Origin of the sequence: Agrilactobacillus composti DSM 18527 = JCM 14202 (assembly GCF_001436375.1) — a bacterium.
Lineage (GTDB): Bacteria > Bacillota > Bacilli > Lactobacillales > Lactobacillaceae > Agrilactobacillus > Agrilactobacillus composti.
Map to the genome: position 1 here is coordinate 1 of NZ_AZGA01000024.1, position 14,914 is coordinate 14,914.

A 14,914-nucleotide genomic window follows, 5' to 3' on the forward strand; every position below is an offset into this window, starting at 1 on the left:
TTCTGGGTATTTCCTGTAAATTTTGAGTTCCTTGAATTTAAGTGTTGCCTTGATCCCGTCTGTAAAACCCCTTTGGTAAAGGTGTTCAGAGAACAGCAGCAGACCGGTGTTGGAAGATACTTCACTGCCTGCGTTATCAATAGTGATATCAGTGTTGCTTTTAAGCGTATTATGCCGTAAATTGTACATATGGTTTCTCCTATTATTTTCTTTTAGTCGATTAAATAATACCATAGAGAAACCATTTCCGTCGCACCCATAAGGTGCGGCGGTGTACATAGATAATGCGGCGTAACTCAAGGAGTTACGTCTTTTATTTTATTATGAGTGAATAATTCAGGTAAACATAGCTTATCATTAAATCCCAGATGCACAAAATAACTTATGACGAATTCTTAAAGATTGTCAAAATAGATTTACGCCAGAAATATCTTAGGTTATGCTTTGAAGTATTGATAGGGGGAGGTGGGCCAAGTGCGACATTGGGATGACAACTTAGATTTCGTGCGCTTCATGGCGGCGGTTTTAGTGGTGGTGGTCCATGTCTTCGCCAACGCCGTGGCCCATAACCCCGTGGCCTTTTATGGGGATCTTTTGGCCAGTGCGGGGATTTTGATATTCATTATCCTGTCCGGTTGTACCAATAGCCTGGCCTACCGCCATAAGCGCCGTCTGCCTAAATATACCCAATTATGGCGGCGGGCGGCCACCAGATTATTTATTCCCTATTTACTGTGGACCCTGATATATCGCGGCGCCAGTCTAGCCAGCCACGGCCAAACGCCAACAAGCTTTGTCCTATGGCATAACTTAGGCTGGCACTTATTCACCGGGGATGGTTGGTTTCACCTGTATTTCATGGTGTTATTAATTTATTTATACATCGCTTTTGGCGCTTCATTTCGAGCCGTGCGCTTTTACCCCCGGACAACGGTGGTGATTTTTGCCCTCAGTCCCATCCTCACCACCTGGCTCATCCAGATTGGGCACATCAAAGGAGCACTCAATAGCTTTTTGTTCCTATTACCCACCAGTTGGTGGGGGATATTATTCATCATCGGCATATTTTGGGCCCGCCACGCCCAACCGGTACAGTGGGTCCAACGTAAAAAACGCCAAGGGATTCTCAGCGTCTTAGTGGTGGGCTATTTTGGCTTTTACAGCTGGGTGGCCACCCAACTCAGCCACAATAGCCAATGGTATATCCCCGACATGATCCTCCGCAGTATCTACGCCTTTTTAATTTTTTTGAGTCTCTACATTATCGGCCAACATTTGATCCACCGCTGGCCGGCCACCAAAGCCTGGTGGCACTACTTAGCCGGCCGGGCCTACACCCTCTACTTCTGCCACCCCTTGGTGATTTTAATCTTTGACCAATATAACGCTCAAGGCCAATTATTAAATACCCACCAGGTCGGGCCATTATTGCTGGAATTATTAGGGGTATTGGTGGTATCATTACTGCTATCCTCATGTATCGACGGGGTTGTGCGTCAGTTTCTAAAAATCAAACTAGCCAAGAAAGTATTTGCATGACAAAAAAACATAAATTTCTCAGATTTCTAGGCGTGCTGTTAGTAGCATTGCTGATATTATTGCCAATTTGGCAGTCCCACCAAATGAGTTATACAGATGATATTCAAGTTCCCCAGTCAAAGACCGCCACGGTGTTTGTCCCGGGTTATCGGGGCAACTGGATCTCCTTTGGCGGCATGATTTATCGCTTGAATCACCAAGGCATCGCCACCAAAGCCTTAGTGGCCCACGTGGCCAAAGATGGCCAGGTGACCTTTGACCAAAAAGCCAAAGTCGCTGCTAACAATCCTATGGTGCAGGTTTTATTCAAGGACAATCGCCATGAACATAAACAAGCCCAGCAGCTCCAAGGGGTGTTAAAGGCTTTGAAAACCAAGTACCACATCACCCAGGTCAATCTGGTGGGCCATTCCACCGGGGGCAATATTGTCTTTGATTACTTGACCAATCCCAAGCTGCGCAACAGTGACGTCCCCACTACGGTTAAATTTGTGAATATTGCCACGACTTTTCCCGGGGATGCTCATAAAGGCAAATACCTGCCCAAGAACCTGCAAGTTCTCAATATTGCCGGGGACATCTGGCATGCTGGTACCGATGGCGGCGTGCCGTTGCAACAAGACCTGGCCTTGGGGGATATCGTGCGACCCTATGTAGCCCGCTACCAAGAACAAATCGTCGAAGGCAGTCCCTTGACCGTGTATCACAGCCTGCTCCATGAAAATGGCCGAGTGGATTTGATCATTAGTGACTTTTTATTTCGTATTGATAAGTTCTAAAAGCCCGTTATTTTGATGGTACGTGTGTTATGATAAAGCCACCGCACAGGACGGGCAGTTTGTAAAATTAATCAGAAAGTCAGTTGCAAGCTTTCGTGGTTGGAACTGGCATTTATAAGCCCATGCACAGTTTTTTTGAGTGCAAAGGCTTTTTTTATTTAAAAAAAGGGGGGCCGAATGATGATAGCGACGATTATTACCAGCGTGGTGGCCTTTGCCAGCACGAATATTGATGATGTCTTTGTGCTGACCCTGTTATTTTCCCAGGTCGATCATAAAATGAAGCGCAGTGATGTCGTTATCGGCCAATACTTAGGGGTCTTCTCACTGTTTGGCATCAGTATCTTGGCTACTTTTGGGTTGCATTTTATTAACATGGCCCACTTGAATTTATTGGGGATCGTGCCAATTTTTTTGGGGATAAAAACTTGGTTTGATGCTAAAAAAACGCAAAAGCAGCCCCAATTAAAAACACCATCGACCGTTCAAACAAAGGGCTGGCTAACAAAAATTATCCGACCCCAAATTTTAAGCGTGTATCTGATAACCGTCGGCAACGGCGCCAACAATATTGGCGTTTACGTGCCTTTGTTTAGCGAATATTCCCCAGGGGGGTTGGCGATCACCACGGTTATTTTTGCCGTGATGATTGGCATGTGGTGTTACGCCGGCTATAGACTGGCTAGTTTCCCATTGGTTAGGGCAAAGTTAGTTAAATATAAGCACATTGTCATTCCAATTATATTTATCGCCTTAGGTTTGTCGGTTCTTTTTGACTGACCAAGCGACCACCGGCCTAAGTTTGCGGCTGCTTCAGCGCTAAGTTTTAAAAGTAGTTCAGCTTCGTTAGGAATATGTTATGATAAATGCAACCGTATAGGGCGGGGGCAGTTTATACTAGCATTAGTATTTAAGTCAACTTCGAGATTTCGTTGTTAGAACTGGAATAGTAAGCCTATACACACGAGTTTTTGGTGTGCATAGGCCTTTTTTATTTTATAAGGAGACCAACATGATAACAACCGTTGTTACCAGTGTGCTGGCCTTTGTCAGCACGAATCTTGATGATATTTTTGTGCTGACCATTTTATTTTCTCAAGTGAATCAAACGATGAAGCGCCGGGATGTCATTATCGGCCAATATTTAGGGATAGGATCATTACTGGGTGTCAGTATAGTAGCTACCTATAGTTTGCGTTTTATCACCACGGCCCCCTTGAATTGGCTGGGAATCGTGCCGATTTTACTTGGGGTGAGAACCTGGTTTGCTGGCCATAAAACACAAAAGCAATCCCAACTAACAACCCCACCAGCCCAGCAAAAACAGGGCAGGTTGGCAACCATTATCAGCCCTCGGATTTTAAATGTGTCACTGCTGACGGTTGCCAATGGGGCTGACAATATTGGTGTTTATTTACCCTTGTTCAGTAAATATTCCCCAGGACAGTTAGTGATCACCACGGTTGTTTTTGCCCTGATGATCGCACTTTGGTGTTACTTAGGCCTTAAACTAGCCAGTTTCCCACTTGTGAAAGCAAAGCTGGTCAAATATAAGCAGATTGTCATCCCAATCATCTTTATCGTCTTAGGCTTGCTGATTATTTTTAAATAGCACCTAATGTCAGTAAACAATTTTGTTGACAGTATTCGTCAACAAACGTATACTTTTTTTGGAGGTGAAGTCATGGATCCAACCACATTGACCCTGGCAGAACTAGGGCAAGGGTATCGCCAGGTAGGGGACCTGCTGATTTGTAACTACTGTCAAGCAGCTTTTACCCAACAACCAGCACTGACCAGCCATTTAGAAATGAAACACGGCGGCGCTTTAACGGCGCTGTTAGCCGCCGATAGCAAATATAATATGTTAACGCCAACCCAGCAGACCCTTTTACAAGCTTTTAGCCAAGGTTTGAAGGATAAAGATATTGCCACCCAGCAACAAGTCAGTGATTCCACCATTCGCCATCAAAAGTTTACTTTTCGAGAAAAGGCCAAACAAGCCCAGCTATACTTAGCCCAATACCAAGCTGTTTTTGGGACGAAAACGGGGACGGATTTGTTACCCATGCCCCCAGGCACAGATACCAAGGACGCCCGGTTTAAGCTGACTCCCCAAGAATATATCAAGCTGACCCAGCAATATCTTGATTTTTCAACCCCACAATTGATCCTGAAGCGTCTGCCCAAGGGTCAAAAAAAGATAATTGCTTTACTTTATCGTATTCGTGCCGAATTTGACTTCGATACCAAGTACCCGCAAGCCCAGCTGGATGCGAAACTAAAAGCCATTGCTACCGATTACGTCACGCTGCGCCGCTATTTGATCGATTACGGCTTTCTAGCCCGGACCACGGATAATCACACGTATTGGCGCATTTTTTAGGAGGATTGCTATGAAACAAGATCGTAAGGCCATCATTCAGGCCTATAAAGTACAACCGACCTATTACGGTGTGATTCAAATAACCAATACCGTTAATCATAAAATTTATATTGATGCCGTGCCCAATACTAAGAATCGTTGGGTCTTTTACAAGCTGAATCTGAATAATCATTTTTATGGCCAATCCGCCTTACAAGCTGATTGGGATAAGTATGGGGAAGCCGCTTTTGAATTCGACGTGTTATGGCAGAAAAAGACCGATGACGTCCTTAATATGCGGGCCGAACTCAAGTCTCTGAAGCAAAAGTGGTTTGCCAAGTTACAACCCTTTGGCCCTCGCGGCTACAACACGCCACCTAAGGAGCTTTTAAATGACCCTGAAGAAAAATAGGATTGACCCAACCACTTGGCCGCGGCGGGATTACTTTTATTATTTCACCAAAATGATGCCCACCGGCTTCAACGTCACGGTCAATGTGGACATTACCAAAACTTATGCAGCGGTTAAAGCCAAGCACTGGCGCTTTTTCCCGGTATATCTGCAGCTCATCACCCGTTTGCTCAGTGAACAGCCGGAATTTATGGTGGGTCAAACCGATGATCAACTGTATCATTTCGACAATCTAACCCCGGCCTATTCTATCTATCATGCAGATAATGACACGATATCGGGAATGTGGACGGCCTACAGCGCCAATATTGACACCTTCTATCAAAATTACCTGGCTGACCGAACCACTTACCAAACTCAACACGGCCCTGTCATTAAACCTGATCAACCGGAAAATGCCTATATGATCAACATGATCCCGAACTTACACTTCAGCAGTTATACACCCCTAAGTTTCAACGGCTTGCCCAACTTCTTGCCGGTGATTGAAGCCGGGCAATACCAGGTGACCCCCGCCGGCACCCGCCTGATGCCACTATCCTTTACTATCCACCATGCCGTCGCCGATGGGCATCATGTGAGCCGTTTTTTTGAAAAGCTACAGGCTAATTTAGATAAACCTGAGAACTGGCTTGAGTAAAGGTTATTTCTGGATTTGGAACTTAATTGATTCCACTTTATAAAGTCAATGTAACAGTCCCTTAGTTGCACCTTAGAGAAAATACAAATTTTTCTGGTGTTATCTAAGGGACTTTTTTTGTATTACTAATTTTGAACGATCTTATTATTTAAAAGAGTTGAGACAACATTAATTTTGAAGTCTACAAAATTAACAGATGTGAGCTTGTTGGACATAAGCTGTTATTCTTTGAAGTTACAGGTTACATTATCTTGAAAATATGCTATGACATTAGTAATCGTGTATTTTTTAAAAGATTGTGGGGAAAATTGATGCCAAAAATAAAGGAACTGCGAATATTTAAACTGCAAATGCCGCTGATCAGACCCTTAATTACCAACATTCGAACGTCAACAGATTTACATAGCTTAATTTTCCAATTAGAGTTGACCGATGGCACCGTTGGTTATACCGATGGCACCGTTGGTTATGGTGAAGCCGCTGAAAATGTGAAGTTAACTGGCGAAAATTTGGCAACGATGGCAACCTATGCCCAAAATTGGGCTGTTGAATTAAAAGGTCTAGAGGTAGCCGTAGCTTTACAAAAAATCACCCATGAACCAACTTATCACGCGGCCCGATATGGCATTGAAACGGCATTGGTAGATGCAATAGCCCGAGCACAGCAACTGGCTATGCGGTCCTATCTTAAATTGCCAGGGACAAGCATGACACTTGCTGATGATACGACTATCAGTATTATGGACACTGCGGCCACCAAAGCAGCCACCCAACGCGTTATTGCTGCTGGGTACAAACACATCAAATATAAAGTTAGTGATGCACCTTCTGAAATCGACCGGATTTTAAGTATTCAAGATTTATTACCAGAAGATGTGACCCTTCGCATTGACCCCAATCAGACGTGGTCTTATGCGGCAGCTGTAACAGCGATGAAGCGGTTGCAACAAGCAACCTTCAAGCTGGCATTTATTGAACAACCAGTGCCAGTAGGTCAATTAGAAGCCCTGCGCAAATTGCGTCAGAACAGTTCAATTCCCATCGTAGCCGATGAAGCTGTGTTTGGTTTCACGGATGCCCAACAAATTATTCTTGGGGGTTATGCTGATATGATCAACATTAAGTTGATCAAATGCGGCGGCCCCTTGGAAGCTATTAAAATTGCCAATTTTGCGGCTGAACATCACGCGAATTGTTTGTTTGGCTGTACCGCTGAAGTCAACGTTGCCTTGACTATGGCGGCTTGCTTAAGTGCTGGTCTTAAGAATGTGAAATACATTGATTTAGATGGCTTGGATTACATCACGGCACCGCCGTTTACGGGTGGTATCATCTCTGGAAATGGGCAAATTACCTTGCCCAGAGCACCAGGACTGGGGCTTGACTTGGTAGCGGATAGTACATATTTGTCAAAAATTTTATAAAAAATAGCCAGACAAATGTCATTCTGAAATTCAGAAAACGACATTTGTCTTTTTGTTTGCCACTGTAGTCGACTTTGAACACCAAATATGTTGAAAATACAACCTATGTATGGATACAACTGATATATAAGCTAAATTTATTAGGATTAATGTCGGATTTTGCTACCAAACATACCTGATGGGATATTTTCCAGTTCATCGTAAGGGCTTACAATTCAATTGTTAATAAAACTAATACGCTTACAAAAAAATTAAGGGGGATTCATCATGAGCGTCGATTTACATCATGCGGATGCAGAAACCATGGATAGCAACGCTGCTTCTGCACAAGCAATTTTAAGTCGGGATGACCATTTGCCATTCCACCGTAAAGTCACCTATGCCTTTACGGATATGTCTGGGAACCTGCTGTACTGTATTATCTCCAGTTACATGCTTTACTTCTTCACCAATGTCTTTGGCATGACTGTCGGTACTGCCGGGACTTTGCTATTAGTAGGGCGGGTCTTTGATGCCATTGGGGCACCGACCATGGGCTTTTTGATCGACCATACCCACAGTAAATATGGGAAAAGCCGGCCTTGGTTCTTATGGATGTCCTTACCATTTGCCGTATTCGTTTGGTTGCTATTTACGACACCTGGTTTGACGGGCACGGCCAAATTGATCTATGCCGGGGTGATGTACATCTTAGCTGACCTGTCTTATACAGCCATGTCTACACCAATTACTTCAGTTTTGCCAAACTTAACTTCTAACCCCGATGACCGGACCTTAGCCAACTCCATCCGGTTAGTCGGTGGGAACGTAGGTAATTTCTTCGCTGTTACTTTCATTATTCCGCTTGCCAATGTATTAGGCGGTGCCAACAAACAAAGAGGTTGGTCCCTAGCCGTTGGAATTTATGCCATTGTTGCCTTGATTTTACTATTAATTGCCTTTTTCGATATGCGGGAAAAGAACATTGAAAAAAATGAAGTCATTACCATTCGAGAAAGTTTGAAAGCTGCTAAAAGTAACTGGCCTTGGATTTTGATTGTCGGGGCCAACTTGATTTACTGGACCGCCTTTATGGTCCGGAACTCCACGTTAGCTTATTTCTTCCAGTACAACATGGGACATGAAAGCTATATTTCCCTATTCAATGGTTTCTCGATCATTCAAGTCATCGGGATGGCCTCGGTGCCACTATTCGTGAAATTTATGAAAAAATGGGGCACCACCGTCTTTATGCTAGTTCTCACCTGTGTGGGCCAAGCCATTATCGGTTTTGCGGGCACGAATGTGACGGCTATGTTAGTGGGCTGGTGTATCGCTTGTATCGGTTCCGGGAGTGCTTGTACCATGTTCTTCGGCATGGTGGGTGACACTGTGGACTATGGCGAATGGAAGAACGGTATCCGGGCTAACGGTTTCTTAACCGCTATCGGCGCCTCCTTCTGTATCCAAATGGGTTCTGGGTTTGGTTCCTTCATCCCCGCCCAAATCCTCAAAGGCTTCGGCTTCGTAGCCGGTGCCAAGACCCAAAGTGCCAGCAGTTTAACTGGGATCCGGTTTGCCTTTGTTTGGTTACCAATTATCATTTATGCCTTCAGTATCATCTTGATGGTATTCTATCGCAAATGGGAAAAACACGAACCAATTGTCCGTCGGGATTTAGCCAAAATTCATGCCGCCGAAGCCGTTGAAGCTGAAGCTAAATAACAATTATTTTTAAAGAAAGAAGCGTGGCAATTTATGCAAGTCAAAACCAATCTTGATTTAAATCAAGTTGAAATAACTTCTGACTTCTGGAAACATTACCGGGAGTTGATCGTCAAAGAAGTGTTACCGTACCAATGGCAAGTCATGAACGATGAAGCTGATATCAACATTGCCGATGATCCGCAAAATAACGGCCAAACTAAGAATAGTCATGCGGTGGCTAATCTGAAAATTGCCGCTGGTAAAATGAAAGGGCACCATTTTGGGTTTCCCTTCCAAGACACGGATGTTTATAAGTGGCTAGAAGCTGCCGCCTATAGTTTTAGTTACCATCCCAATCCAGATTTGAAAAAAATTACAGATAATTTAGTAGATTTGATTGCTGAAGCCCAAGATCCCGATGGTTATTTATCCACGGAATTCCAAATTGACATGCCTGACCGCAAGTTCAAACGCCTGCAACAATCCCATGAACTTTACACCATGGGCCATTACATTGAAGCCGGCGTGGCTTATTACCAAGCTACCGGTAACGGCAAGGCCTTAGAAATTGCTGAAAAAATGGCGGATTGTATCGGTGCTAACTTCGGCTTAGAACCCGGCAAAATTCCGGGCTACGATGGCCATCCCGAAATTGAACTGGCCTTATCCCGCTTATATGAAGCTACCCATGAAGAACGCTTCTTGAAACTGGCCCATTACTTCTTGCAACAACGGGGTCAGGATCCAGCCTTTTTCGAAAAACAATTAAAAGCTGACGGCCTTGGGGCTGACCGGGATTTGATTCCAGGAATGCGGGACTTCCCAAGAAATTATTACCAAGCTGCCGAACCAATCGTGGACCAAAAGACTGCTGATGGTCACGCTGTTCGGGTCGTCTATCTTTGTACCGGCATGGCCTATGTGGCCCGCTTAACTGGGGATCAAGCCTTATTGACCGCCTGCCACCGGTTCTGGAACGACATCGTTAAGCGGCGGATGTATATTACCGGTAACATTGGTTCCACCACTACTGGAGAAGCCTTCACCTATGATTATGACCTGCCTAATGACACCATGTATGGTGAAACCTGTGCCTCGGTGGGGATGGCTTTCTTCGCCAGACAAATGTTGAACTTAGAAGCCAAAGGTGAATATAGCGATATCTTAGAAAAAGAATTGTTCAATGGTGCTTTGAGTGGGATTTCTCTAGATGGCAAGCATTTCTTCTATGTGAATCCTCTGGAAGCTGACCCAGCCGCTTCAAAAGGCAATCCAGGCAAATCCCATATTTTGACCCGCCGTGCTGATTGGTTTGGCTGTGCTTGCTGCCCTAGTAACGTGGCCCGCTTGATTGCCTCGGTGGATCAATACCTTTATGCTATTGAAGATGATACGATTTTATCCCATCAATTTATCGCCAACCATGCCACCTTTGATCAAGAAATCACCGTGGATCAAACCAACAATTTCCCTTGGGATGGGGCTATTCATTATGAGATTCAAAATCCTAACCGCAGTAACTTCAAGTTTGGGATTCGCATCCCTAATTGGTCCCAAAACAATTATCAACTCAGTGTCAATGGTGAAGCAATCAAAGCGCAATTGGTCAATGGCATTGTCTATATCCCAGTCACGGGGCCAACTTTGACCATTGATTTAACCTTAGATATGCAAGTGACGTTGATGCGGTCTAGCAATCGGGTTGAAGCTGACTTCGGCAAAGTTGCGGTCCAACGGGGCCCATTAGTCTATGCCGCAGAATCGGCTGACAACCAAACCCCACTTTGGGCTTATCGCTTGAACAATCAATCTGTGGCCACCACGCAATTTGAAAGCCAATTGTTAGACGGTGTCACGATCGTGAAATTACCGGCTCAAAAAGTAGCCGTAGAATCTGAAAACGCTGAATTGTATCAACCAATTCAACAAGCGCCTATGAATTGGGAAGCTACAACTTTAACCATGGTACCTTATTATGCTTGGGCCAATCGTGAGAATGGTCAGATGGCAGTTTGGCAACATTATCAAGATTAGTGTTTTAGCATGACCGGAGGTGTTGAAATATGCGAATTTTAACAAAAAAATGGGGTGGCCAATCCATTGTGGCTTGGTGCTTACAGGTACTGCTCATTGTATTAGCGGTAGCTGTCGCCCATCATCATCTAGTCAGCAACCCCATTACTTTGATTGTTGCCGGTATACTCGTCGTTCTAATCTATTTGACCATCAACTTAGATCACCGAAGCTAATTTAAAGATACAACCCTATACGAATTGAATAGACCACCCAACTAGTCCATGACGCCAGTTGGGTGGTCTATTTGTATGTTAATGCCATTGATCGTCTTTGTCCAAAGCATCTTCCAGTTGTTTAGGAATGGGAATTTTAGGATCAATTTGGGGGTTATTCAAATGGACATGGGTATAAGCATTGCGATAAGCGCTGGGGGTGAGGCCGGTGTGGTGTTTGAACTGGCGCATAAAATTTTTATCGTCCATGAAATAGGAGAAACCGGCGATTTGCTTAATGGTCAAATTACTGTGGAGTAAGAGGGCTTTGGCGGTTTCTAATTTCAGCTTCATGATATATTGAGCCACGGTCAGACCAACTTCCCGTTTGAAGACCCGGGTGAGGTAATCGGGATTGAGTTCCATGGCTTCGGCCACGTCCTTGACGGTGATGTCTTCGGACATATGAGCCCGGATCCATTCTTTCACCCGCCCCATCTTTTCCGGGGCCCGCACGCCCATGATGCTGTAAATAAACTGATTGCTGAGTTCTAACAGTAGGGCGGTAATCAGGTAATCCGGTTCTTGGGCCACGTAGCTAGGCGTGTCGTTATAATCTAGGATTTGCCGAACCAAAATTAATAATTTTTCAATACTTTGGGCCTTAAACTGCAAGGGAATAATAACTTTATGGGTGATGACTTTAGGGCCGGTGGTCGTTCGTAGGGGAGTGATGATCTCCGTTTCAAACTGGGACTTTGAGAGCACTGTGGGCGTCTTTCGGGCAAAAAAGTGCAACCAAAAAAAGTCCACTGGTTGTTTAGAAAGCTGGGTGCCGCCAAAGTGCATAAACGGTGGCACCAATAAAATATCACCAGAGTTTAAAATGATGTTCTCAGCTTCAATATGTAGGTGCATGGTGCCCTTTAAACAAATGATGATTTCGTAGTCGCCGTGGCGATACATGGGATTATGTTGCCAGGGGATGTCGGTGGAAAATTCGCCGCCTTTGTAAAATAAAAAGGGCTCGGATAAGGGAAAACTGTAATGATCCATAAGCTCAGCTCCGTTACGATCAGATGGTGTGATAGCGTTAACAATATTGTATCATAACTAAAGACAACGAAAAACAGCCACAGTATCCAAGTATACTTTGGACCCATGACTGCTTTATTAGGGGATTTGAGGAGGAAATCTCGGAGTGGAGAGATTACTACCACTCCATAAGTAATAAGTACGGTGATAATAAAAATTGAAACGCGGATTAATACCAAGCCGGTTTATCACCATCAGTATTCGGTTTATTCACCCCAACTGAATGTTTTACTTCGAGGTTTGGTTCCTGTATCAAGTGTACCACAAAATTGGCCACACTTTTACGAGAAACTTCGGTTCCTTTAAATTCTTCACTTTTTTCGGTGGTTTCGTAATCAATTTCATCTTTGTTGGTCAACCAAGCGGGCCGAACTAGGGTGTAATCCAAGTCCGAGTGTTCAATAACTTGGGCAGCAGCGGCATAATTTTGAATATAACTGCCTAACGTCTTGTTATTCCACTCGCCAAACTTCCCAGGTACTTCATCATAAATACCCAGGGTGGAAATCCAGATCAGGCGTTTGATGCGTAGAGCGTCCATGACACTGACCACATCTTTAGCCTGGGCTTCAATATTACTGCCGGCTAGATTGGCATAAACCACATCTTGGCCTTTCATGGCTTTTTTCAACGCATCGGTATCGGTGGTATCCCCATCGATAATCGTGCTATCAGCAGGTGCAATATCTTTGATACGGTCAGCATTGCGCAGGAATAAAGTTAATTTCATAGCGGCCTTGCTGCTTTTTAGTTGGGCGATCACTTGTCTGGCGATTTGACCATTGGCACCTAAGATTAACACATTTGTCATTAAAATTCCCCCAGAACGAATTGATTTTCTTTACGCCTTAACTGTAAGGCTTCTCTTTACAATATGCAAGTCATTCTGCTCAGTTAAAAGGGCCATCAATTGAATTCACTGCTTCAAGGTTGTAAAATTTAGGTTAGAAGCCATCTAACTAGCTTCTTCGTAAAGAACGGAACTCAAATATGTATTAGGAGAGGACGTACGTTTATGAAAATTGGATTTATTGGCGCTGGCAACGTGGGGCGCAACTTGGCCCGTTTGTTGACCACCCATGGTTATGATGTGATTATGAGTAATTCTAGAGACCCTGAAACCCTAAAAGAAACCGTCACGGAATTAGGCGCCCATGCCACGGCGGCTTGGGCCAAAGACGCGGCGGCCCAAGGGGATATTGTCGTGGTTACCATCCCCTTGAAGAACTATGAAGCTGTTCCCGTTGAACCCTTAAAGGGGAAAGTGGTCATTGATACCATGAACTATTACCCCGCCCGTGATGGCAATATCGCCGCTTTAGACGACCACAGTACCACCACCAGTGAGTTGCTCCAAGCCCACTTACCAGAATCTAAGGTGGTTAAAGCATTTAATTCCATCTATGCCCGGGATATCATCACCACTTCCCATTCGGCGGGCAATGAAGATCGCCGGACGTTGCCCATCGCTGGCAATGATGCGGCGGCTAAAAAGACGGTCAGTGACTTAATTGATAAATTAGGTTTTGACGTTTATGATGCCGGGCCTTTGTCCGAAGGCTTCCGCTTCCAAAATGGTACGCCAGCTTATACCATTCGGGCCAATCGGGCAGAATTGATTGCCGCCCTGAAACAAGCTTAAATCATAAAATCGATGTCCTGCTAGTTTAGCTAGCAGGACGTTTTTTAGTAAAAAAAACGCTTGCAAGACCTGGGCAAACTCGTATACTGGAGTATGTAAAAAGAAATATAATTTCTTAAATAGAAATATTTTAGTAAAAAGGAGTTAACTAGGCATGGAAATTACCATTGAATTATTAGACGACCAGGGTCAATTAAAATCCGGGGCGATTTCCCCAGATCATGACCGCACCCCCTACAAAGTCAGCGGCGAAGACTTAGCCACCTTTGGCACCAAGGCCATGACTTGGGCCGCTGGGGATAAAATCCGGGTAACGATCCCGCAACCTAACCAGTATTTGTGGGTCCAATTAGATGAGACCTTGGCCCCTAGTTTGATTTATGTCACCGGGACCACTTGGGAATATCAGATCCCCTTTGCCGAGAATTTGTTAGCTAGTGAAGTGGATACGGCCTTCCGGTCTAAAAGTCACTACCTCATGGTCCGGCTTGCGGAACCCTTTGAGGTGAATCGCTATCAAAACTTAGCCTTCAACGCCCATGACCAATATCACGATACCGGCGCCTTTCCCCACGCCTCCGCTAATGTGGAAACCAGAGGGGAGTCGGTGTTTTTTGCCAAGAACAGTATTGACGGTAAGTTGGCCAATCAAGCCCATGGGGAATATCCCTTTCAATCCTGGGGTATCAACCAACAAACTGATGCGGCGCTGACGGTGGATTTTGGCCGCCCTGTGGCCGTGGATCGAATCAAACTGTTGCTCCGGGGGGATTATCCCCACGACAGTCACTGGACCCAAGTGGCCCTGGCCTTTTCCAATGGCCTAGTGAAGCACTTTGACACCACCGATGCCCTAGGGTTTCAAACTTTTCAATTCCCCACCATTGAAACCAGCTGGGTCACCTTGCAGGATTTACAAAAAGCCGGGGATGCCTCCCCATTTCCAGCCCTGAAACAAATTGAAGTCTATGGTTGGAATTTGCCCGGCGTTAAATAAACAAGTCATCAATAACGGACGTTATCGCAACATTAACAGATAACGCCCGTTTTTATTGCCTCTTGTTGAGGCCCAACAACTTCCGGTATAATGAGAAGTATCTCACA

At 44.7% G+C, this 14,914-nt stretch carries 16 protein-coding genes; 13 read left to right on the forward strand and 3 right to left on the reverse strand.

The features are described 5' to 3' along the window. A partial coding sequence (locus FC83_RS17385; RefSeq protein ID WP_236700814.1) for a transposase occupies window positions 1-189 on the reverse strand: 189 nt, incomplete at its 3' end. A gap of 285 nt (window positions 190-474) precedes the next feature. Here FC83_RS17385 and FC83_RS06340 point away from each other — a divergent pair. The 11 genes from FC83_RS06340 to FC83_RS06390 all read left to right on the forward strand — a co-directional run bounded on the left by FC83_RS06340 (window position 475) and on the right by FC83_RS06390 (window position 11,094). Then, complete coding sequence (locus FC83_RS06340; protein ID WP_057002544.1) at window positions 475-1,539, forward strand: acyltransferase family protein; 1,065 nt, start codon at window positions 475-477, stop codon at window positions 1,537-1,539. After that, complete coding sequence (locus FC83_RS06345) at window positions 1,536-2,318, forward strand: alpha/beta hydrolase (protein WP_052004915.1); 783 nt, start codon at window positions 1,536-1,538, stop codon at window positions 2,316-2,318. Before FC83_RS06340 ends, FC83_RS06345 begins: the two co-directional genes overlap by 4 nt. Window positions 2,319-2,495: 177 nt before the next feature. Then, entirely contained in the window at window positions 2,496-3,098 is a 603-nt protein-coding gene (locus FC83_RS06350) for a cadmium resistance transporter (protein WP_081763157.1), read from the forward strand. A 232-nt stretch (window positions 3,099-3,330) separates the two neighbouring features. Then, on the forward strand, window positions 3,331-3,930 hold the full coding sequence (locus FC83_RS06355; RefSeq protein ID WP_035454944.1) for a cadmium resistance transporter: 600 nt from the start codon (window positions 3,331-3,333) through the stop codon (window positions 3,928-3,930). 72 nt (window positions 3,931-4,002) lie between these two features. Continuing rightward, window positions 4,003-4,704 carry a DUF2087 domain-containing protein gene (locus tag FC83_RS06360; protein ID WP_057002545.1) on the forward strand — a complete coding sequence of 234 codons (702 nt, stop codon included), beginning with the start codon at window positions 4,003-4,005 and terminating at the stop codon, window positions 4,702-4,704. 10 nt (window positions 4,705-4,714) lie between these two features. Further along, the gene (locus FC83_RS06365; RefSeq protein WP_035454938.1) at window positions 4,715-5,095 is read left to right on the forward strand and encodes a GIY-YIG nuclease family protein; all 381 of its coding nucleotides are present in this window, start codon (window positions 4,715-4,717) and stop codon (window positions 5,093-5,095) included. Then, window positions 5,076-5,735 carry a chloramphenicol acetyltransferase gene (locus tag FC83_RS06370; RefSeq protein WP_035454935.1) on the forward strand — a complete coding sequence of 220 codons (660 nt, stop codon included), beginning with the start codon at window positions 5,076-5,078 and terminating at the stop codon, window positions 5,733-5,735. Before FC83_RS06365 ends, FC83_RS06370 begins: the two co-directional genes overlap by 20 nt. Window positions 5,736-6,046: 311 nt before the next feature. Continuing rightward, complete coding sequence (locus FC83_RS06375; RefSeq protein ID WP_035454932.1) at window positions 6,047-7,159, forward strand: mandelate racemase/muconate lactonizing enzyme family protein; 1,113 nt, start codon at window positions 6,047-6,049, stop codon at window positions 7,157-7,159. Between the two features lie 303 nt (window positions 7,160-7,462). Then, entirely contained in the window at window positions 7,463-8,863 is a 1,401-nt protein-coding gene (locus FC83_RS06380; protein WP_052004917.1) for a glycoside-pentoside-hexuronide (GPH):cation symporter, read from the forward strand. Between the two features lie 33 nt (window positions 8,864-8,896). Then, complete coding sequence (locus FC83_RS06385) at window positions 8,897-10,879, forward strand: glycoside hydrolase family 127 protein (RefSeq protein WP_035454929.1); 1,983 nt, start codon at window positions 8,897-8,899, stop codon at window positions 10,877-10,879. A gap of 29 nt (window positions 10,880-10,908) precedes the next feature. Further along, a complete protein-coding gene (locus FC83_RS06390; protein ID WP_035454926.1) occupies window positions 10,909-11,094 on the forward strand; it encodes a hypothetical protein in 186 nt (61 codons plus the stop codon). A 78-nt stretch (window positions 11,095-11,172) separates the two neighbouring features. Here the strand turns inward: FC83_RS06390 and FC83_RS06395 are convergent, their stop codons facing one another. Continuing rightward, window positions 11,173-12,129 (reverse strand): AraC family transcriptional regulator, encoded by a 957-nt coding sequence (locus FC83_RS06395; protein ID WP_035454923.1) that lies wholly within the window; start codon window positions 12,127-12,129, stop codon window positions 11,173-11,175. A 208-nt stretch (window positions 12,130-12,337) separates the two neighbouring features. After that, on the reverse strand, window positions 12,338-12,979 hold the full coding sequence (locus FC83_RS06400; protein WP_035454921.1) for an SDR family oxidoreductase: 642 nt from the start codon (window positions 12,977-12,979) through the stop codon (window positions 12,338-12,340). A 204-nt stretch (window positions 12,980-13,183) separates the two neighbouring features. On the opposite strand from FC83_RS06400, the gene FC83_RS06405 reads away from it, so the two are divergent. Further along, entirely contained in the window at window positions 13,184-13,810 is a 627-nt protein-coding gene (locus FC83_RS06405; protein ID WP_035454918.1) for an NADPH-dependent F420 reductase, read from the forward strand. A gap of 154 nt (window positions 13,811-13,964) precedes the next feature. Beyond that, window positions 13,965-14,807, forward strand: coding sequence for a hypothetical protein (locus FC83_RS06410; RefSeq protein WP_035454915.1), 843 nt, complete (start codon window positions 13,965-13,967; stop codon window positions 14,805-14,807). The last annotated feature ends 107 nt before the right edge of the window (window positions 14,808-14,914 follow it).

Excerpts from the sequence above, each read along its gene's own strand:
- FC83_RS06350 (WP_081763157.1), top strand. The coding sequence starts at position 2,496 with ATGATGATAGCGACGATTATTACCAGCGTGGTGGCCTTTGCCAGCACG.
- FC83_RS06385 (WP_035454929.1), top strand. The coding sequence starts at position 8,897 with ATGCAAGTCAAAACCAATCTTGATTTAAATCAAGTTGAAATAACTTCT.
- FC83_RS06375 (WP_035454932.1), top strand. The coding sequence starts at position 6,047 with ATGCCAAAAATAAAGGAACTGCGAATATTTAAACTGCAAATGCCGCTG.
- FC83_RS06400 (WP_035454921.1), bottom strand. The coding sequence starts at position 12,979 with ATGACAAATGTGTTAATCTTAGGTGCCAATGGTCAAATCGCCAGACAA.
- FC83_RS06345 (WP_052004915.1), top strand. The coding sequence starts at position 1,536 with ATGACAAAAAAACATAAATTTCTCAGATTTCTAGGCGTGCTGTTAGTA.
- FC83_RS06410 (WP_035454915.1), top strand. The coding sequence starts at position 13,965 with ATGGAAATTACCATTGAATTATTAGACGACCAGGGTCAATTAAAATCC.
- FC83_RS06395 (WP_035454923.1), bottom strand. The coding sequence starts at position 12,129 with ATGGATCATTACAGTTTTCCCTTATCCGAGCCCTTTTTATTTTACAAA.
- FC83_RS06405 (WP_035454918.1), top strand. The coding sequence starts at position 13,184 with ATGAAAATTGGATTTATTGGCGCTGGCAACGTGGGGCGCAACTTGGCC.
- FC83_RS06365 (WP_035454938.1), top strand. The coding sequence starts at position 4,715 with ATGAAACAAGATCGTAAGGCCATCATTCAGGCCTATAAAGTACAACCG.
- FC83_RS06355 (WP_035454944.1), top strand. The coding sequence starts at position 3,331 with ATGATAACAACCGTTGTTACCAGTGTGCTGGCCTTTGTCAGCACGAAT.
- FC83_RS06380 (WP_052004917.1), top strand. The coding sequence starts at position 7,463 with ATGGATAGCAACGCTGCTTCTGCACAAGCAATTTTAAGTCGGGATGAC.
- FC83_RS06360 (WP_057002545.1), top strand. The coding sequence starts at position 4,003 with ATGGATCCAACCACATTGACCCTGGCAGAACTAGGGCAAGGGTATCGC.
- FC83_RS06370 (WP_035454935.1), top strand. The coding sequence starts at position 5,076 with ATGACCCTGAAGAAAAATAGGATTGACCCAACCACTTGGCCGCGGCGG.
- FC83_RS06390 (WP_035454926.1), top strand. The coding sequence starts at position 10,909 with ATGCGAATTTTAACAAAAAAATGGGGTGGCCAATCCATTGTGGCTTGG.